The organism is Microcystis flos-aquae FACHB-1344 (assembly GCF_014698375.1).
In the GTDB taxonomy this organism is placed as follows: Bacteria; Cyanobacteriota; Cyanobacteriia; order Cyanobacteriales; family Microcystaceae; genus Microcystis; species Microcystis aeruginosa.
Genome location: NZ_JACJSW010000094.1, coordinates 26,692 through 47,911, shown reverse-complemented (window position 1 = coordinate 47,911; position 21,220 = coordinate 26,692). Strand labels below are relative to the sequence as shown.

Sequence of the window (21,220 nt, the reverse complement as noted above, 5' to 3'; positions counted from 1 at the left end):
TAAGACAGACGAGAGAATTTATGTCCGACTACTTATCTGATTACTTATGTCCTTTCAAGAGAAGCGAATCATCCCAATAGAAATCGTCAATCCCAACTCGCCAGCCGAACTTTTACTAGCTCTCAATCAATGGCTAGAATTAGAGTTGATTGCCGACAAAAGACTAGAATTAGCAATAAATGCGAGAGAAAATTCAGTTCAAGAAACCCTCGCTCTGACAATAACCACCAGCGTCCCTATATCTAACTTTTTAGAAGGTTTGGGGCAATGGCAGGAGCGAGGCTGGCTGACTGCTTCTCAAATCCGGGTTGTTATAAGAGTGAGAGCTTCCCATCCCTCTCTACTACAAGGTTTAGAACAATGGCTCCAATTAGGATTACTTGGGGAATCTCAAGTCAAGCAACTGTGTCGGGAAAACCTCTCCTGTGTCATGCCTATACTGACAACTGCCCCTACCAGAGAGCCGCTGCCAGACCCCATCTCCTCCCAGCCGCCTCCCCCACCCGCGCTACCTTCTCGACGGCCAGAAGCTCCCCGTAGAATCCCGCCACAGCCGCCAACATCTCCTCGACGGCAGGAAACTCCCAGCCAGTTTGGACAAATGTTACAGTCTCTGATGGCAGAATTGAGCGTCCTCTGGCTGCTGCTGTTGGGAGTCTTCATGGTGGTCATCTCCTCTGGTGTCCTCGCCGCCAACTTTTGGGAAAAATTCTCAAGCGCCGGACAGTATGGGGTTTTGTGGCTTTATACTTTAGCTTTTTGGGGAGCCAGTTTTTGGAGTAGCCAACAGCCGGGCCTGCGCCTGACCAGTCAAGCTTTGCGCCTGGTTACCCTGTTGCTAGTGCCGATGAATTTTCTGGCCATGGATAGCTTGGGCTTGTGGCGCAACCCTCTAGCCTGGTTGATTGTGGTAGTGGCTGCCCTTTCCCTTACCGCCGTAACAGTTCAACTATTCCGGGGGAGGTACGGGGGAACTGGCCCGGCAGGATTTTCTCAAAGTCTGCCGAATCATTTGGGATTGAGCTATCTGCATTGGGGATGGGCAATTGGGGGGTTTCCCTTGCTGGCAACTTACTTGGGCATGGTGGGAACAACTTTGATCTCCCTTTCCCGTCTTCCTGAAAAAGCTAGACAAGAAGGAGAATCAAGCAGAGAGAGATTAGCCCCTTTTAGCTTAAATGAGGCAATTGTCGTCTATGGGCTAGTTATCCTGCTGGTGCGGGCAATTTTTATCGCTCAGGTAGAGATTAGCCAATTGGGGCTGGCTGTGGGGATTTGCGGCTGGTTAGCCAGTTGGCAGACCAGACAATCTGTTTCCTTGTGGCAGCGTATCGGCGGTAGCTTGCTGCTGCTAGGTTGGTTACTGTCGGTGGGTGAAACACCTTGGCAAGCCCTAGCAGTGAGTGGTTTATCACTCCTGTTTTTTGCCCGACGCATCGGTTACTCCTGGCGGAAGTTCGACTTGGCAGCAGCCTTGCTGATTGGGTTGCAGGGGTTGTGGCTGGCTTGGCGCTTACTTCCAGATACTTTCAGGCAAGGGGCAATCACCTTGGGGACTGGTTTAACTGGCGCTGAAGCTACCCCTTGGGCGTTACTAAGCTTAGTTCTCTTTCCTTACCTAGTCTTAATCCTATTCCTGACAGATTGGTTCTCCCAATTGGGCAAGCGGGAATTAGCCTCTTTTACCGGCTCGATAGCCTTGTTCTGGGGAACAACCTTGACCTTTTGCTCCTTAGTCAATCCTGCCTTGAGGACGCTCAACTTGGCAGCTTCAACCCTGGCGTTAGTAATTTTCAGCCAACGGCAAGTCAAACTAGCTTCCCTTCAAGAGATTTCCCGCCGTTTTCTCTCCCTGGCCTATCTCACTCACCTAGCTGGCTTGCTCACCCTAATTTTGGCGATTGACTGGGGATGGCCAAGGCTGAGTTGGGCAGTTTGGGGCGTGATTTTAATCATGCTGGCGGTGCTGGAATTGGCATTCAGCGTGAAACAGCCCTTTCCTCCTACTTCCTTGCTCCATCTCCTACACCACACAACTTGGAAGCTGGGACTAATCTTGGCTGGGCTATCCTATGGCTTGTTTATCCTCAATCAGGTGGCAGTTTTCGCCCAGTTGACCTCTGTGTTGGAGCGCCCGCTTATGGGGCTAGAGTGGGGCTTAGTCTGGGGTTTGGCTCCCCTGGCCCTGACTGGGGTGGGAACTTGGAATCTGGCTCGGCGGGAAGTTGCCAGTTGGTTGAGTATAGACGCTTTAGCCCTGTGGCAGTGGCTTATCTTAACAGCCCGACCCCCGCAAGGGTTGGAACCAGGAATTGCCTCAATTAGCTTAGGGATAGCTACAGGATTGATGTTCGTCAATAGCCGTAACTTAGAGCAGGTAGCAGCAGCAGCGATTACCGTAGGTTTTGGCTTGAGTTGGCTGGCACTGTCTTTGTGGGATGGCAGTTTTGGTTGGGCATTGCGGCAAGAAGCAAGCTGGCTGTTGGCAGGGGTAATTACTGCGACAAGCTTGTGGATTCTCCGCCAATGCTTAAGGGCATTACCGAATAATTTGGCGAGAATTTATGCCCAGGTTAGCGATGGTTGGGCAACTTGCCTCTCGCTCCTGATGTTATTGGCGCTTTCTGGTAATGTCCTTAATGCTCCAGACGGTAGAGAAGCGATCGCCACTTGGCTGCTGATGGGGGCGACAGCTTATCGCAGTTGGCAACCCTCGCGCCAACCTAACCTAGTCATTTGGTTGAGCATCTCAGTCCTGCTAGTTGCCCAAATTCCCACCTGGGTAGGGGAAGAAACTCGTCTCGTCACCCTGGCGATCGCCACTGGGTTGATGTTCTTTCAGACTCATCGCCTACAAAAATTAGCAGCGGCTGCCATCACGGTAGGCTTGTCCTTGGGCTTGAGCGTTGCCTTACTAGAGAGATTGCCTCTCCCTGGATTAGATTGGCTGTTGGCGGGGGCAATCGCCCTTATCCCCCTCTGGCTGTTGCGCTATTGGTTGAGCCAGCGTACTTCTGCACTTGCCCTCCTCTATGCCCGCGCCTGCGATGGCTGGGCAATCACCCTCTGTAGTCTGGAGTTGTCGATTCTGGTAGCTAACACCTCGATAGTGCAGGAGCCTTTCCGTACTCTCCTCTTGTCGCTCTTGCTTATGGGAGCAACCGCCTATCGCAGTTGGCAACCTCCCCGTTTTCCCTCAGCAATCTGGTTGAGTATTGCCACCTTATCCCTAGTCCAGTTGCCCTTGCTAGGGCTGACAGGGTACAGGCTAATCGGCTTAGGAATAGCAACTGGGTTGATGCTGGTTCATGCCTATTATTTACAACAAGGGGCGGCAGTTACCCTTACCATCGGCTTCGCTCTGGCTTTGTGGGGAACTTGCCTGTGGGATGGTTGGGCGGGATGGGCTTTGCGTTCAATTGACGGCTGGTTGCTGGCAGTTGCCTTGCTCTTAGCTGTCCTCTGGATGCTGCGGAGTTGGTTCTTGCGCCGCCAGAGCCAACTTGCCGCCCTCTATACCCAGTCCCTCGATGGCTGGGCAATTGCCCTCTGTAGTCTGGAGTTAGTCGCCCTGACTCTCCATTCTCTAGCCGTTTACTGGGATTGGATGGCGGCCTCAAGCCTCTCTGTCCTAGGGGCTGCCCTGACTTTAGGGGCGATCGCCTATCGAAGCTACCTCGAGCCGAGTAACTGGGGCATCTACGGGGTAGGCTGGAGCTTGGAACTGTTCACCATCGAAGTTCTCAACCTAACTAAGCAGTCTTTAATTGCCCTAGTGATCGCCAATATTCTCTTGGGATTGCTTACCCAACTGTTGGGAGATTGGTGGCACAGAGATCACAGGCGGGAAATGCTCAATAGCTGGAATATCCTACCCTTGCTCTATGGGGCCTTAGGAGCGGCTCTGCGTTGGGGATTTTTCAGTAGTTGGACTGGCTTGAGTTCTCTGGGACTGGTACTGATTGCCATCGGAGTTGGGCGGCGCTCTCCGGCCGGGAAGCCCTTGTTGTACCTGGGAATTGGCGGGATCTCCATCTCAGCCTACGAGCTATTGTTTTATCAAATTGCCGACCTGTCCCAAGGCGATCAATTTTTGGCAATGGCAGCCCTGGCCGCCAGCTTGGTTTACGGCTATCGATTGCTCTCTCCCTGGTTGGCTGGCTACTTGCATCTGACGGCCTCAGAATTGAAGTTGGTTGCCCACCTGCACTGGGCTTTGGGCAGTTGCCTGTTACTAGGGGCTTTATTCTATCCCGTTGCAGTCAATCAACTGTTGGGATTGGCAACCGGTATCTTTTTGACTCGTTATGCTATCTGGCAAGGGCGCAACCATCCTGACCAGGCGATCGCTGAAATCTGGGTCTATCTGGGTATTCTAGAAGCCACTGGGATTGGGGTTTATGCTGCCAATACTATTCCTCCGATGGAATTCTTCTCTCAATACCTAGTTTCTTGGTTGGGAGTAATCGCCTCTGGGGTGGCTGTTTTCACCTATCTGCTCCCTTGGCGGCTTTGGGGCTGGCCGCCTCGTCCTTGGCAATTCCTCGCTCTTGTTCTTCCAGGACTCGCCCTTGGGGGCAGTTTAGACAAGCTCAATCCCCTAAGTTTGCTGGTGGTGGCTGGATTCTATGCTTGGCTGGCTTGGCTGCGGCAGCAACCCCGGTGGCGCTATCTTACCCTCTTGTTAGTGAATTGGGCGATCGCCCTTTGGCTGGCGGATTTCTCTCTGGCAACTCCCTTCGCCTACAGCAGTCTTGTCGGACTGTCTATCCTCTGTCTTGTCTGGATAGAACCTACCTGTCAGGGGAGGCAAGGCAAATCCTTGCGCCACCTGCTTCGCCTCTTGGGAACAGGCATTATTGCTAGTGCGGCTCTCTGGTTTCATCATCAGACGGGGCTCCTGCCTGGCATCCTCAGTTTAGTGGCAATTTTTGCCGGATTAGCCTTACGAATTCGCGCCTTCCTCTATCTTGGCACTTTTACTTTTGTGGCTAATGCTTTCTATCAGTTGGTAATTTTGATTTCCCTTTATCCTCTGCTTAAATGGATTATCGGATTGCTGGTGGGGGTTAGCTTGCTCTCAATTGCTGGCAATTTTGAAACTCGCCGTACTCAATTAACTAGCTTGCTGCAAAATTGGCTCAGAGACTTACAGGAGTGGGATTGACATACTCCCACCGTCACAGCCTAACTTGACGGGGGGAGTATGTCACTGTTGTAATGCTTTTAAGAAGCGTCCCATAGTGGCAAATAAACCGAACTTTTTGGCTTTATTAGCAGGATTAGAACTATCATTAGGAGTATTACTAGAAGCTTTCAGAATCAGATTTTCTAAAGCTTCGCCCATGGGTTTAGTGGATTGTTCGGAAATTAACTCGTAACCGTCTTCTTTTTCGAGCCAAACTTGCCACAAGGAAGGATAGGAACGATACACAATCGCCGATTCCAAGGGACGAAAATAATAACAACTTTCTAGGGTACTTAAAAATCTTTCTCGCAATTGTCGGGCTGCGTAACCGATACCCACTACCGATACATCTTCCAATTGGGGAATCAGAAGAACCACGGGGCGATCTTCGGCCAGGTTACAGAGTTTTTCTACGGAATTAATCTCAACCGAGGAGGGACAAACAACTAAAAACGCTTCATCTTCGGGCTTAATTTTGTTTTCGATGGGAATAAAACGACTACCTAAATCTCCCAGTTGAAAAACTGTTTCGCCCCAATCCCGTCGGGCTAACATGGCAGCCCCGGTATCGGGAAAAATCACCCTTAAACCAGAACCATAACTGTCAAAAATAGATGTAAAATCAAGGGCTAAAGCTTGCGCTTGTAGAGCAATTTCTGGGATAACTAATTCCACTTGTATGCGTCTGTCTCCCGATTCTAGAGCCAGTTGAGCGGCGGCTTTCGCTTGCAGGATCGTTTCTTCTAGGGAATTGGGTAGGGTCATTTCAGTTATCAGTTATCAGTTATCAGTTATCAGTGACTACCACTGGTCGTCGGTGGCTTAAAATCAGAAAGATTTTAATTTTTATAAAAGGTAGGGTTGATTCATGAATGAACCCTACGTCCTGTAGGGGCGAAGCATTCGGGCAATAACCTATCGGTGAAACCGTAGATTTTCTATCCGAATGCTTCGCCCGTACTTTTTGCCGCAAACCCTACTTAAGTTTAGATGAAGTATGACGGGATTTGGCATCATCCCCAGCATTAAGATAAATCCTATAAAATACCTTTAGTTTTTAACAAGAAAATTCGCTAATCGGAGAAAAGGTGAGGAGAGAAAGCTTAGGAAAGCCGATAGGAGCCGTGACGTTGGGCATAATAATCGAGAATTGCCGTCACCAGAGGGCGATCGCTTTCCTGAAAAGTCTCGGTATAGTTAATTTCTAGACTACCGATCTGACTTTGATGATAATCGAATTGTTGGAACTGCTGGGGAGTGAGATGGGTTTCCACACCCTGAACCTGTTCTAAATGGCTGGCTAACTCCCGATAGATAGCCAAGGGCATTCGCGGATAAATAATGGTTTGTTTTTGTTGAATAGCAATCGATCGCACGGGTTTTATTCTCCTGATTCGGAAATATTATAGCTGATCGAGGCTTGCGGTGCGGCGGCGGGTTCGGGGACACCATCCCCTAAACGACGGGTAATAGTTCGACCGTATTGTTCTAGGACAATATAGGGGTTATCGGGATTAGTATCGATCGCTTTAACTAAAATTAAACCATTAGAGAGGGTAGAACCGGGGATAACTCGACGTTCCGTGGCTTCTCCGGGGGCTTTCACGATCGCCATGGCAGTGGTAGGTAACTGGACGATGCCCGATACTTGCACTTCTTCCGCTTCCGTTGGTGGCGGTGGCGGCGGTGGCGCTTTAACTATCGGTCGTCTGGGAGTGGGACGATTGCCTACGGATGCGGATGGGGGTGCGGCTGCGGTAGCCGCCGGAGTCCCAGCTGGGGGTTTTTCTTCCGCTGTAATCGTAATATTTGGTTGTAGGGGAAAGGGAGCAAAGGGATCCCTGCGACCGCGATTAATTTCTGCCCGTTTTTGGTCAGGATCGGTAGCGGGAATCAATCCCGCTACCCTTGGGGGGGTTGGTTCGGTGGCCGGTTGCACAGCACCGCTAAAGGCAGGTGGTTGGGCAGCCGGGGGACTGGGAGAGGGGGTGGGGGTTTCTTGGCTGGGCGGTGGGGATTGATTAGCTTGGTTAGAAGCTGGACATCCCACCAACAATAAAGCGACACTCCCCACCGATAGGATTAGCGGCAATTTTTTCATACGGAAACAAAGACGAAATAGCCCGGTCGGATAACCTTACATACTAACATAACCTATGTTTCCCAGAAATCTCGATGATAGGGGGAAAGTCAGGAGCTTTGCCCCGCTAGTCCAGTTTTAATACTGACTACCGGATTTGCGATGACCGATGGCGGTGACACCGTTACTATCCAAAACTTGACCCCGCTCGACGGTAGCATAGACTAACCAGCGATCGCCGCAGAGTTGTCGCTCTTTGACCGTACACTCTAGATAGGCGAGACTTTCGCTTAAAATCAGACAGCCATTTTCCCCGACTTGGGTTTCTAATCCCGTAAAGACATCGCCGCCAGATTTGATGCGATTGGAAAAATGGCGGCGTAAATTGCGCCCTTCCTTGAGAATATTCAAGGTAAAGGCGGTTCCGGAGTTAATTAGGCGATCGGCGGCTTGTTCGTCAGCAACGGCGATAATTAGCCCCGGGGGGTTAAAACTGGCTTGGGATACCCAAGAGGTCAGGAAACCAGCATGATCCTCGCCCTGACGAGTGGTGAGAACAGAGAGGGAACCGACAATCCGACCAACGGCCTGGGCAGTGCGATCGATTTGTGTTTCGGTCATTCCCTGTTGGGGAACCCGCAATTTTTTGGTTTTTTTCAAGGTCTGGGCGAAGGTTTCTCCAGCTAAATAACCTGCTTGTAAACAGCTTTCTGTGGGGCTAAAACGCACGCGCAAGGATTCAAAACCGAGGCGATAATTAGCATCTTTGAGTTTAGTTTCAATTAAATCTACAGCTTCCCCACTCCAACCGTAGGAACCAAAAACCCCGGCTAATTTAGTTTTTGCTGCCGTGGAAAGAACGATTCCTAAAGCGGTTTGGATCTGGGTAGGAGCGTGACCGGCTAAGGTGGGAGAACCGATAATAAATCCGTCACAATTTTCGATCGCTTGACTAATTTCGGCGGGGGTGGCAAACTCACAATTTATTGATTCTACGGCCAGATCATTTTCTAATAATCCTCGTTCGATCGAGCGGGCCAGGGTGGCAGTATTTCCGTAGGCAGAAGCATATAATAAAGCCACTTGTAGAGGTCGAGTTTTTTGTTCTTGACACCAATAACGATAATCGTGGGCAAGACGACTAAGACTATAACGAATTATCGGACCGTGGGCAGGTGCATAATATTGGGCGGGAAATTCTTTAATTTTGTCGAGGGCTGTTTCTACCGCTTTGGATTGCACGGCATGGAGACAATCAAAATAATAACGACGATCCACATCTAATTCTTTCCAATTTTTATCCCAAAGAGCGTCACTGCACAGATGTACACTAAAGAATTTATCGCTGTATAAAATTTGGGTTTTTTGGTCAAAAGTGCAGATACCATCAGGCCAGCGGGGCGTAGGGACATTAATAAAACTTAGTTGATGACCTTGCCCTAAATCAAGGATTTCATCGCTTCGTATGCCCAAAATTTGGGCATCGGGAAAGGCATTTTTAAGGGTATTGACGGCAGATTTAGAACAGAGGATGGTGATTTGATGGGTGGCGGCTAATAAGGCCTTTAAAGTGACGATACGGTTGGGATTAACGTGACTGAGAATCAGATAATCGAGACGATGTAAGGAGATATATTGACGAATTTCTTCTAAATAAATTTCCGTGAAGGATTCTCCAGGGGGATCGATTAAGGCGGTTTTATCGCCACAGATAAGATAGGAATTAGCGGTGGTTCCCCGTTGACGAGCATATTCTATTTCAAATTTTAATCTGTCCCAAGTACGGGAGCGAAAAACCCAAGTTTTATCGGCAATTTCTGCGGTTTGAACATCGCGGGAGCGATTATTGATAGCAGGATTGGGAATTAAGGTATTAGTGGTCATAATTGTTAAGTTGGGTGTTGGGTGTTGGGTGTTGGGTGTTGGGTTTTAGGGTTTTAGGGTTTTAGGGTTTTAGTTGAAATTCCCCTATCTCCCTATTTCCCTATTCCCCCATTTCCCTATCCGGAAACTAAAACCTAATTGGTTAAGCTAAAAGCTTTGATGTGCTTAGTTTCTAACCTTCTTTTTAGGTAGGAGAATTGTCAGATTCTGTCTTTTGCCTCTTGCCTTAAGAAGCTGATAACTGACTAAATTTTGCTGTTTATTTCAGTTAATTCTTTAACTAAATGTTGACGATAACGTTCAGAAACTTTTTGTTCAGGATCGATACCTTCAAAGGTGGGAGGAAGCCAAACTCTTAACACCATTAATGTACCGAGAACTATTAGAAAAGCACAGGCAGCTAATACTTGTGTCCAATTAGTTTCTAGGACTCCTCTGACAATTAATTCTCGCAAAACCGAGACGATAGAAACTTCCACGGCAACACCGATAGAAACTCGTTTTTCTTGCAAATAAATAATCAACAATCGGAACAATTCTACTAGAATTAAGAGGAATAAAATATCGGCGGTAATAATCCGAAATTGAATCGGTGGCAGCAGAGACATAAACATTTCTCTGACTTCTAACACCATGAAGCTAAATAAACCGATACAGAGAGAAATGACAATTAAATCTTGAATCATTTCTAAGACTTGCACTACTCGCACCATCATTGGGGAAGGGTTTTTAATTGGTTCGTACATTTTATTTCTCCTAAGATTGATAGAATTGGGTGTTAGCTGTTGGGGGGATTTTTCAGTGAGCAGTAACCAGTAACCAGTGAAAAGAAAGCGGCAACTTCCTACTTAACACTATCCACTGAACAATCAAATCTGATAACTAAGTAGGTGGGTGGAATTAAATATAAGATGAACGTAGGTTGGGTTGAAGCATGAAACCCAACGCTCGATTATGTTACGCTACCGCTAACCCATCCTGCAAATAATTGTGCCTCCCTACTTAATAACTGATAACTGATAACTGATAACTGTTAATAATGGTTGCCAACTTTGCGATGATGGACAGCAGTTAAGACATCTAAACGGGCAACTCGTCCGGTATTAACGGTACAATAAACTACCCAATGATCGCCGCAATCTAAACGACTGGTGACTTCACATTCTATGTAAGCTAAGGCATCCGCTAAAATTGGTGATCCATTATTGGCAGTATAGGTTTTAATGCCTTCAAAACGATTGGCACCGGGAGAGAAACGCTTGAGGAAATGTTTCATTAATTTCTGGTAATTATCCTCAGCTAAAACATTTAAAACAAAGGTATCGCTAGGCTGTAAAAAGGATACCATTGCCCGATCTTTGGCCACTGCAATCGCCACACCTAAAGGATTTAAACTTGCTTGTGTCACCCAAGAGGCAATCATGGCACTAGATAAATCGGCTTTTTGGGAAGTAATTAGATACAATCCGGTACTAATACGGCCTAAAGCTCTTTCTAAGTCGTTGTTAATCGATTTAATTTGTTTAATCGTTTTTTCTCGGCTTAACCATTGGCCGAGGTCGGTTCCTGCTTCATCGGCAATAAAATCGAGGGATTGATTGGGATTGTCTTTAACTAAAAGAGGAGGAAAAGCTTCGATGGCGACCATTTCCTGTAATTTATTTCTTAAGGGAAAAATTGGTTCATCTTCCCCACCTCCTGACTCAAATAATCCTACAGCTTGTTTGCCATTAACTGCAGCAAGAATTGTGCTTAAAATCGTCTGGTTAGTCAGGGAAGATTGGGGAGGCATTCCGATGACAACTCCCTTAGACTGATTGATTAATTCTCTGACTTCGTGGGGATCAGCATTATTCATATCGACTAATTCTGTCACCACATCAGTTTTAGTCAAACCCTGACTAATCATAGTAGCTAAATGTTCGCTTTGTCCGTAATCTTGGGTAAAGAATATAGCCACTAAAGTATCGGCAGAAGTTTGTTCTTGACTCCAAGTTTGATAGCGTCCCACCCAATCAGAAATATGGTGTTTTAATAGGGGACCGTGACCAGTGGCAATGAGATTAATCTCAAATTTCTCGATTCTTTTAATTGCCCCTAAAACTGAACGAGCATTCGGTCGCATCAGACAGTTATAATAGGTTTGAAAATCGGCTTCTAGCAGGTCTTTTTCTCGATCGTAGATTTGATCATCACAAAAGTGCATTCCGAAGGCATCACAGGTAAAAAGGGTGGCAGTTTTAGCATCAAAAGTGAAGATAGTATCAGGCCAATGAAGATTAGGGGCTGAAACAAATTCTAAGACATGACCATTGCCTAAATCTAAAGTATCACCACTTTTAACGATTAACTGTTTAAAGGGTCTGTGTACCATGTTTTCGAGGAATTGCATGGCAACTTTTGCCCCAACCACGGTAACTTCTGGGACTAATTCCAAAACTTCTTTGACTAAACCACTGTGGTCGGGTTCGGTGTGACTGATAATTAAATAATCAAGATGATTGATGTTGATTAGTTTAGTTAATTCCTCCAGATAAAGGCGATCGAATTTGCGGTGAGATGTATCAATTAGGGCGGTTTTTCCCCCTTGAATAACAAAAGAGTTATAAGTGGTACCGTTTTCTAAACCAAATTCGATATCAAAACGATCGCGATCCCAATCCAAACAGCGCAAGGTAAAAGTATTTTCGGCGATTTCTTGGATTTGTGTGGTTAAACGGCTGGTTTTAGCGGGTTTTGGGGTGATTAAAGCAACCATAATTTTTATCTCCCACAGGATTTGATTCGGAACTGCATTTGCTTAATTCCTATGGTGACTTGCTTTCAGCGATTTGTAAAATACCAATTACTCAAGTAAATGATTAGCTAGATTTATATAACCTTTTCTCTATGATTGCGAGTATTAATTTGAGTGCTGGCCTTGCCGAATCAAGATCTGAATACTAAATCCGGTTATTAAAGACTGATTATTTATTGCCCCTTTTGCCTCTTGCATGAGTAGCTTTTGCCTGTCCTGATATGTAGCCTATACTCAACGGATTTAGTATGAATAATAATTGTGCGTCGTATCCACAAGTTAGCTTAGTCCTCGGTTTTTAAAATTGCACTTTTACATATTTGTCAAGCTTTTTACATAATTCTTAATATTTATCTCGTTTTTGCTCTCTCGCTCTCCTCGGTTTTCTCGACCGAATCGCTAAAATGATTAGGGGTGTTTTGTTTTCGATGTCAGTCTATGGGTGAACCTGTAACCCTTGAGGATATTTACCAGCTATTCTGCGCTGGCGAAACGTTTTTTTGTCTTAAAGTCAAGAAAACGGGTTTCTTCGAGAAACCCGTTTTCTTGGTAAACTTCGGGAAAGAAGAAGCATAAAAACGCTTCAAAATATTCGCTTAATGCTTTTTTTCAAGGTTCATCATAATTGGCGGTTTCTGATGTCATGTTTATTAAGATAATTTATTTAATATTATAGCCTTTTTCGTTTATGAGTAATTTCTGGAAGTCCCTAGCCAAAATAAATAAGACGCTAAACTATCTCCCGGTAACGCATAAAAAAACGTTCATCTGTTGTGACCATTGGACAACTTTTTATGCAATGCAAAAGCCCGATAAACACAATCATAAACCGTCTGTTGGATTCTCACAGCAATCTCTCCAGCTAAAGGAACTAACTGACTGGATTGATAAATTTGCGATAGATGTAACTAAGGATAATCCGACCAGGGAACTAAGGGCTAAAGATTTTAACAACATTTTCCTGTCCTCTTGCTGCTGGGTGCAATGAAAACATTTTCCTTATGATAATTTCTGGAAATCTTGTCAACAGACAGCCCGTCAAACTTTAATTTTTGTTGCGGATAAGAAAAACCATCTACTAATTAAAGATAATAATTATTTACTTATCTAACATTTTATCTAATCTTTCCTGAATCAATAAAGCCAGGGAAGAACGCAGAAAAAATAAACCAAATAACCCGGCTAAACTGAAGGGAATAATGGCTAGTTTGCTATAGTTAGTGCCTAATAAAAATATGGCTGAGATAATGCTAAATCCCAATAGACAGACATTAATTAATACTTTAATTCCCAGATAAATTCTTTTCAGAAGTCGTTCATTTTCCCGTGACTTAACTTGAAAAACTAAATTTCCTCGCTCGATTTTTTCCTCTAATTGACGGATCATTCTCTCGTTTTTATTACCTTTTTGCCATTGCTGTTTAAGAAAAGTGCGCGCTTGATTAGCTAGGGTAAGCATGGTGTTGGTAGTTCCTCCCGATACCGCTAGACTTTTCACAAAAGGTTGACTAGCTGCTAATAAATTATACTGGGGATCTAAGGAGCGGGCAATCCCATCCAAAGTGGTGACAGATTTAATAATAAAAGTCATTTGTGGAGGTAAGCGAAAAGGTTGCTGTTTAAACATTAAATACACTTGATCGCTAATTTTTTCAAAGGCCCTCACATCTACCGGTTTATCGCGAAATTCCTCTAAGAGAAACTGCACGATATTTCGCACGGGTTGCAGCTCTGCAACGGGTTCAATTAACCCCATATACATCAAGGTTTTTAAGACTGTTTCCGTATCCTTTCTCAAGATAGCGAAAAAGGTTTCGATCATTTGATCTTTAGCGACGGACTTTAACTCGAACATCGTGCCGAAATCGTAGAAAATTAACTCCCCTTCCTGACTAACTGCCATATTACCCGGATGGGGATCCGATTGGAAAAAACCATCCTGTAATAGTTGTTTGAGATAGGAACAGATACCCAGTTGGATAATCCCATCTACGTTAATACCATTAGCTAGTAAAGTCTCTCGATCATCAACTTTAATCCCCGGCACATACTCCAAAGTTAAGACCCTGCGGGTGGTATATTGCCAGTAAACTAAAGGAACTTTTACCTGAGGATAATTCTTAAAATTTTCCCGAAAGCGATCGGCATTTTTGCCCTCATGAATATAATCGATTTCTTGAAAGAGTAGCTCAAAGAATTCTTGGTAGATAGCTTCTAAATTATATTTTTTCACCACGGGGAAAATATTTAACCAACGGGTGAGACGATGCAACAATTCAAAATCGAGATTAAATAGTCCTTCCAGATTCGGTCTTTGCACCTTAATAACGACTTCTTCCCCACTTAATAACCGCGCTCGATGCACTTGTCCTAAACTGGCACAAGCGAGGGGAGACACGGTAAAACTTGCAAATAAATTATCTAGGGTTTGTCCTAATTCTGTTTCAATAACTCGGATCGCTTCTTGACTATTAAATTCGGGAACTCGATCCTGTAATTGGGTTAATTGTTCGATATATTCGAGCGGAATTAAATCTGCTCGCGTCGATAAAGATTGTCCAATTTTAATAAAAGTTGGTCCCAAATTCATGAGGCGATCAACTAACCATTTCGCTCTCCTTTGCCGTTTTTTGCCCCCATTAGCCCCCGTTAAACGATCCCAGAGCAAAAAAGTCAAAAACTGCATTGTAAAGCTAAATATCTCCAATTGACGAACAATCGGCGCTCGCAAGCTTTGCTGCCAATGTAAAGATTTGGGGGAATCAAAGGGAGTAAGCATCAGTTATCAGTTATCAGTTATCAGTTATCAGTTATCAGTTATTAGTTATCAGTTATCAGTTATCAGCAAAACCGATCTACAGCGTTTCTCGTCAAGGTGAAGTATAAATTAAACCTTGCCGAAGTAAAAACTCCAGTCGCAAAAATGTACCTCATCTATCTGAGAAACGCTGTCAAGTATCCCCTTCCCGTTTGCGAATTCGCCGCTAAAAATCCTGATTTTCAGCTTTTAATCTCTGGGACGGGGTAAACCCAGATCTACCGCTAGACGATGACTGCAAGCAAAACCAGAAAAGGCCACCGCATTTAATCCTTGACCGGGGAAGGTACTGTCTCCCACACAATAAAGATTAGGAATAGCTGTGCGATTAAAGGGCATTCCTAATAAACCTAACAGTTTTCTTCGCGGTATTGGGCCGTAACTGCCATCGATTCTATTCAAAAAGCGGCGATGGGTGCGGGCCGTGCCAATTTCGATATAATCTAATCCTGTATCTAGTTTGGGAAAGAGTTTTTTCAGGCGCTCGATGAGACGATGAGCAGCGGCCTCTTTTTTCTGTTGATATTCTTGGGGGGGCAGTTTTTGCCATTGATCAATCCAGCTAGGGGTGAAAGTATGAATGATATGATGGTCCGGGGGTGCGAGGGAGGGATCGAGTAAGGTAGGAATAGAAACAAAGATAGTTCCCTGTTCTGCTTCCATATTTTCCCAATCTTCTAGTAAAATATGGTGACATTCGCTTCCTGACGGTAATACATCGGCCTTGACTCCCAGATGCAAACTGAGGAAACTGGGGGATTTTTGATAGCGTTTTTGCCAATTTTTTTCACTGCGGGGGAGAGATTCCGGGGGGAGTAGTTTCTCGAAGGTATCCCAACGGGTGGCATTAGAAACAATCTTTTTAGCGTAATATTCCTTACCATTGGTCAATCTTACCCCGATCGCCCGTCCTGCATCTAAAATAATCTTATTCACTCTCGCTTGATACTGGATTTCACCACCAGCTTTTTCCAATCCCGCGACTAACTTGAGAGCAATCTGTCCTACTCCCCCTCGGGGATAGTTAATTCCGCCGTAATGGCGATCGCTAAAGACCATTCCCGCATTAATCATCGGAGTGCGATCGGCGGGTACTACCGACCAACAATAACATTCCATATCGATAAATTTCAATAATTTCGGGTCTTTAATATATTTTCTGGCCACATCTCCCGCATTTTGGGGTAAATACTTGACCAATCCCAAACAGGATAAAGGATGCTGGAAAAAAACCCTAGTCAGATAGCGGGGTTCTTCCAATGATAGTAAATCCATACTATTGAGGCAATTAAACACCTGCCAGCATTCATCGTAAAAGCGCCGGATACCGGTTTTTTCTGCGGGAAAATGGCTAATTAATTCCTGTAAAAATTGTTCGTAGTCGCGATGAACTTTTAAGTCTAATCCGTCCGGGAGATGATAATGAATCTGGACGGGATCGGCAATGGTTTCGATACTCATATCCACCGCTGCCAAAGCTTTGGTTAAGAGGTTAGTCGTCCCCTTTTTGCCAAAACCAAAAATCATCGAAGCACCCACATCAAAACGATAACCCTCTCGTTCAAAATAACCTGCGCTGCCCCCCGGAATCAGATAACTCTCTAAAACTAAGACTTTTGCCCCTTTTGCCGCTAATTGCGTCGCTGTCACCAATCCCCCGATTCCCGACCCAATCACGATCGCATCGTACTGATTACTCATAACTTGACTCGATAAATTTTTGTGTCAATTCTTGATTTTAACCTTGACTAGCGGTGATTTATCGGCTAGTTTGCGGGAGCAGAAAATTTTTGGGGAGAGATGAAAAGTTGGTCAAAGGAAAAAAAGTCTTGACAAATCCCGCCACTTGACATAGTTAGATTTGGGTGATATCATCTCCGGAAAGACGGGCAGCTCGGCAGCTCTACTGTTATCAAGAATATTAGCTCTTCTCGTTTCTGTGTGGAAGCAAGAAGAATAGGGATAATTTTCTGGAAAGATAGTCTTCAAAGCCTTGCCTAGCAAGACTACTAGAAACGATAAACACTGATTATCACACCAAGTCGGGGAGAGCCAAACATCATTTTACTTAAAATTAATTAATCAATTGGATAATGTATAGAAAACTGGCCAACAAAATCCTTAAATTAGCTAATTCCCTATCTAGGTCATCGAAGCGCTCTCTTTTAATGGTCACCGATTGCCTTATTTTTTGTCTAACCATATATCTAGCCTTCTATCTTAGGTTTAATCTTAGCCTCGAATATCAGCAAATTAGACCTTTTTTAGGGGAAATATTGGGCTTAATTGCCATTAAAACTCTAGTTTTCTATCTCAAAGGTATTTACAGTCCCGTAGTACGTTATACAGGGTTAGAGTTTCTTTCGTCGGTACTGCAAGCGGTTCTCTATAGTTCAGGGGTTTTAATCAGTCTGGCCTACTTTCAAAGGGATGCCTTTTTGCCGCGTTCAGTCCTGATTATCGACGCATTGTTAACCCTAGTATTGGTTATCGGGGTGAGATTATTGATTCGTTCTGTCTTTCACCGTCTTAACATTTACGTCAGTAGTGTGGATAGGGAACCGACAATTGTTATCTATGGTGCGGGGGTTGTGGGTTGTCAATTAGCACGTTCCCTACAAAATGACCCCCACTATCGTTTATTGGCCTTTGTTGATGATAATCCCGATTTGCAGCAGCGAGTTATCCAAGGCATTAGGGTTTATTCCCCCTCTCAATTGGCACTACTGCACCAAAAAAGGGCCTTTAACTGGGTTATTCTCGCTATTCCGAATGTAGCCAAGGCCAAAAAGCGGCAAATCATCGAAAGTCTAGAAACTTTACCCATCGTCATTAAAACCGTCCCTCCCCTCTCAAAAATTTTATCGGGAGAAGCGGCCATCAATCAGATTCGCAGTGTCGATGTCTCGGAATTATTAGGACGGGAAGAAATTCTACCCCATCCCGAACTTTTGGGAAAAAATGTCACGGGTAAAGCGGTGTTAGTCACCGGGGGTGGCGGTTCCATCGGTTCGGAATTATGCCGACAAATCGCCTTCCTCAAGCCAAAATGCTTGGTAATCTACGAATTAAACGAGTTTTCCCTCTACAAAATCGATCTCGATTTAAGTGAAAATTATGCCGATTTACGCAAGTATGCCTATCTAGGCAATGTTCTCGACCGCAATCATCTGGCCCGAGTCATCCAACAACACCAGATTGAGACAATTTATCACACGGCCGCCTATAAGCACGTTCCCCTTGTGGAAGCCAATGCTAGTCAAGGGATTTACACTAATGTTTGGGGAACCTTAAATGTCGCTCAGACCGCGATCGAGAATTCAGTTAGTAATTTAGTTCTCATTTCCACCGATAAGGCCGTCAGACCGACTAACATTATGGGGGCCAGTAAACGCTGTGCTGAGTTAGTTATACAAGCTTTGGCCGCTTTACCCGACACTTCCACCTGTTGCGCTATCGTCCGCTTTGGCAATGTTCTCGATAGTAGCGGTTCCGTGGTGCCGCGTTTCCGGGAACAAATCGCCCAACGTAAGAATATTACCCTCACCCATCGCGATATTATTCGCTATTTTATGTCTATTCCCGAGGCGGTGCGTTTGGTTATACAAGCAGGAGCCATGGCCCGAGGGGGTGAGGTATTCCTGTTAGATATGGGTGAACCGGTAAGAATTTACGATTTGGCCCTACAGATGATTCGTTTAAGTGGCTTGGAATTAGGGCAAGATATTGATATTGAAATCACGGGATTAAGACCAGGGGAAAAACTCTACGAAGAATTATTAATCGATACCGATAAAGCTCGTCCCACCGCTCATCCAAAGATTTTTTGCGCTCATGAACACTTTCTTGCTTGGGAAAAATTACAAATCAAATTAGAGCAATTGCTTAATTCTATTCAACTTAATGACCGTCAGGGCTTAGTTAAATCTCTACAAGATTTAGTTCCCGAATACCGGCCTCCGCAGCCAATGGCAAGTAATTTGTCAAGTCAAAAGTGAAAAAGAGGAGTTTTAGCGAGTGCATCCCACATTTGCAGAAATACCGACAATTAGCAATTATCAGTGACTCTTAAATTAGTACAAAAATATGAACAATCGCGTGTAAGCATCCCACCGAAAAACTAATGCGCTCCGGGGTTTGGGCCCCAACGGGGGGTTTGGGTAGGGTTGATTCATGAATCAACCCTACTATCACTCAAACCTAGGGTTGAGTGATAAAACCGAAAGTAACGCCCAATTTTAGGAGAAAGTTTCCCCTTAAAAATCCCAAATTAGTAGATTTACAAAAATGAGATGCACCCGTTTTAGATATCCTCTTTTTCACCAAATTTATTAATCTAATTGAACCGAATGCTCTTGTTTTAATTGCTTTTGGATAGCTTTTACCGTCTGCTCAATTTTATTGATTCCGCGAGAAGAAGGCCGATTTACTCTATCAGCTAGAGGAGAAGTTTGTTGAATAGCAATGCTTAAATAAAGAGGAAAAGCGAGGGTAAAGGCTAAAAAAAGACGTTGTAACATAATCCACTCCCACAAAAGTTTTTCAGCGATTATTTTAGCCGGCTGAAACTTTTACCAGAATAACGACTAACTAGGAAAATTTCAGCTAGTTTGTGACAGTCCGGCAATTGGTGGGGCAATCCTAAAGAATTAGCGCTGAAACCCTCAACCCTAGACCGAGAGTCTGATAGATTGATCTAGAAACATGATCGATCGCCCTATCTATGCACAAAATTCCAGTTACTGTGATCACGGGTTTTCTGGGTGCGGGAAAAACTACCCTCATCCGTCATCTACTGCAAAATAATCAAGGCCGACGGGTGGCCGTTATGGTCAATGAATTCGGAGAAGTGGGAATTGATGGTGATTTATTGAAAAGTTGTCAGACCTGCGACGACAACCCCAACGATAATATTGTGGAATTGACCAACGGTTGTCTGTGCTGCACAGTACAGGAAGAATTTCTCCCCACCATGCAGAAATTGCTAGAGCGACGGCAACAGTTGGATTGTATGCTGATCGAAACTTCGGGGTTAGCTTTACCTAAACCTCTGGTTCAAGCTTTTCGCTGGCCGGAAATCCGCAACGGTGCGACGGTGGACGGAGTAATCACCGTGGTGGATGGTTTTGCTGTCGCTAGGGGTCGTCTGGTGGCGGATTTGGACGCTTTAACGGCACAAAGGCAAGCAGACCCCAATTTAGAACACGAAACGCCCATTGAGGAGTTATTTGAGGATCAGTTAGCCTGCGCTGACCTGGTACTCTTAACTAAAACCGATCTCATCAGCGAAATCGAATTAGAAAAAATTATTAGTTGGCTGAAAACACAACTGCGATCAACGGTCAAAATAGTTACTTGTGCCGATGGACAAATTAGCCCCGATGTGCTATTGGGATTTAATGCCGCCGTCGAGGATAATTTAGCTAGTCGTCCTAGTCATCATGATCACGAGGAAGAACACGATCACGATGAGGAGATCAATTCTGTGCAGTTTTGCCTCGATTCTCCCGTAGATGCCCGAATTTTGACCCAACGGATTAAAGAATTGGTGGCCCGAGAAGAAATCTATCGGGTCAAGGGATTTGTTAACGTGGCCAATAAACCGATGCGTATGGTGTTACAGGGAGTCGGCGATCGCTTTGATTCTTTCTTCGACCGACCCTGGCAATCCACGGAAATGCGGCAAACTCGCTTGGTCTTTATCGGCCGCTCCCTCGATAGTCAGAGAATCGAGCAGGCCTTAACTAGGGTTTGCTGAATAAATGTGAAATGTAGGCAAGGTAAGAGTTTTGTGGCTTTTCTCGCTCCCACAGGTGCAAGATTTTGAGAGAATCGTCGTTCAAAACCTTGCGTCTTCATCGGCCCGCGTCCTGTAGGGGCGAAGCATTCGGGCAATAACCTATCGGTGAAACTGGAGATTTTCTAACCGAATGCTTCGCCCGTACTTTTTGCCGCAAACCCTAACTAGGGTTTGCGGCAAAAAGTTTTTCGTGGGGGTGTGGGGTAGGGAGATTATTTTTATTTATTCTCCCTTCTCCCCCTCTACAATAATTACTCGCAGCCAGAAATACGTTGGGTACTATCATACTTTGTGCTTTTTGTCAAAAAAAATTTTTTTTTGCAATAAAACTACACAAAAAAAAGATCATCGTTGTGGGTGAAATTGACTGATTTGACCGTCTTAATTAGGATCACATTCTAGGTGTGGCAAGGGTTTCAACCATTGCTGCCCAAAAAAGCACAGAATAACCCATTATGAAATTCAGTAAAATCGCTGTAACCATTGTAACATCGTTGTTAAATAAAAATCTTTCTCAATTAATTCTTAAGAATTTGTAAATATTGCGGAATGTTAATTTAAATATTCTCAAGTTTTTGCAGTCAATAAATAATTTTTGCTTATCTTTGATCAACAGAGGCAGTCCCAATGAAAAAATTTTCACCCCACAGATG

The 21,220-nt window shown here is 44.8% G+C and carries 12 protein-coding genes; 3 read left to right on the top strand and 9 right to left on the bottom strand.

Annotation, left to right across the window (positions count from 1 at the left end):
• Window positions 1-46: 46 nt before the first annotated feature.
• Window positions 47-5,167 carry a hypothetical protein gene (locus H6G48_RS07420; protein ID WP_190720584.1) on the top strand — a complete coding sequence of 1,707 codons (5,121 nt, stop codon included), beginning with the start codon at window positions 47-49 and terminating at the stop codon, window positions 5,165-5,167.
• Window positions 5,168-5,209: 42 nt separating this feature from the next.
• Here the strand turns inward: H6G48_RS07420 and H6G48_RS07415 are convergent, their stop codons facing one another.
• The 8 genes from H6G48_RS07415 to crtH form a co-directional block, all read right to left on the bottom strand.
• Window positions 5,210-5,953, bottom strand: coding sequence for a DUF1995 family protein (locus H6G48_RS07415; protein WP_190720582.1), 744 nt, complete (start codon window positions 5,951-5,953; stop codon window positions 5,210-5,212).
• Between the two features lie 338 nt (window positions 5,954-6,291).
• Window positions 6,292-6,564, bottom strand: a complete 273-nt coding sequence (locus tag H6G48_RS07410) for a hypothetical protein (RefSeq protein WP_190720580.1) — start codon at window positions 6,562-6,564, stop codon at window positions 6,292-6,294.
• 5 nt (window positions 6,565-6,569) lie between these two features.
• Complete coding sequence (locus H6G48_RS07405) at window positions 6,570-7,289, bottom strand: hypothetical protein (RefSeq protein ID WP_190720577.1); 720 nt, start codon at window positions 7,287-7,289, stop codon at window positions 6,570-6,572.
• Between the two features lie 117 nt (window positions 7,290-7,406).
• The gene (locus H6G48_RS07400) at window positions 7,407-9,152 is read right to left on the bottom strand and encodes a diflavin flavoprotein (protein ID WP_190720576.1); all 1,746 of its coding nucleotides are present in this window, start codon (window positions 9,150-9,152) and stop codon (window positions 7,407-7,409) included.
• Window positions 9,153-9,397: 245 nt separating this feature from the next.
• Window positions 9,398-9,898, bottom strand: a complete 501-nt coding sequence (locus H6G48_RS07395) for a phosphate-starvation-inducible PsiE family protein (RefSeq protein ID WP_002763297.1) — start codon at window positions 9,896-9,898, stop codon at window positions 9,398-9,400.
• A gap of 287 nt (window positions 9,899-10,185) precedes the next feature.
• Entirely contained in the window at window positions 10,186-11,910 is a 1,725-nt protein-coding gene (locus H6G48_RS07390) for a diflavin flavoprotein (RefSeq protein ID WP_190720573.1), read from the bottom strand.
• 1,138 nt (window positions 11,911-13,048) lie between these two features.
• Window positions 13,049-14,728: an ABC1 kinase family protein gene (locus H6G48_RS07385; RefSeq protein WP_190720571.1), complete on the bottom strand. Its 1,680-nt coding sequence runs from the start codon at window positions 14,726-14,728 to the stop codon at window positions 13,049-13,051.
• Between the two features lie 228 nt (window positions 14,729-14,956).
• Window positions 14,957-16,468 carry a carotenoid isomerase gene (gene crtH, locus H6G48_RS07380; RefSeq protein ID WP_190720569.1) on the bottom strand — a complete coding sequence of 504 codons (1,512 nt, stop codon included), beginning with the start codon at window positions 16,466-16,468 and terminating at the stop codon, window positions 14,957-14,959.
• Window positions 16,469-16,860: 392 nt separating this feature from the next.
• On the opposite strand from crtH, the gene H6G48_RS07375 reads away from it, so the two are divergent.
• A complete protein-coding gene (locus H6G48_RS07375) occupies window positions 16,861-18,765 on the top strand; it encodes a polysaccharide biosynthesis protein (RefSeq protein ID WP_190720567.1) in 1,905 nt (634 codons plus the stop codon).
• A gap of 333 nt (window positions 18,766-19,098) precedes the next feature.
• Here H6G48_RS07375 and H6G48_RS07370 read toward each other — a convergent pair whose 3' ends face one another.
• Window positions 19,099-19,287: a hypothetical protein gene (locus H6G48_RS07370; RefSeq protein WP_079205920.1), complete on the bottom strand. Its 189-nt coding sequence runs from the start codon at window positions 19,285-19,287 to the stop codon at window positions 19,099-19,101.
• 203 nt (window positions 19,288-19,490) lie between these two features.
• Here H6G48_RS07370 and cobW point away from each other — a divergent pair, with 203 nt between their 5' ends.
• Window positions 19,491-20,525, top strand: a complete 1,035-nt coding sequence (cobW, locus tag H6G48_RS07365) for a cobalamin biosynthesis protein CobW (protein ID WP_185241083.1) — start codon at window positions 19,491-19,493, stop codon at window positions 20,523-20,525.
• The last annotated feature ends 695 nt before the right edge of the window (window positions 20,526-21,220 follow it).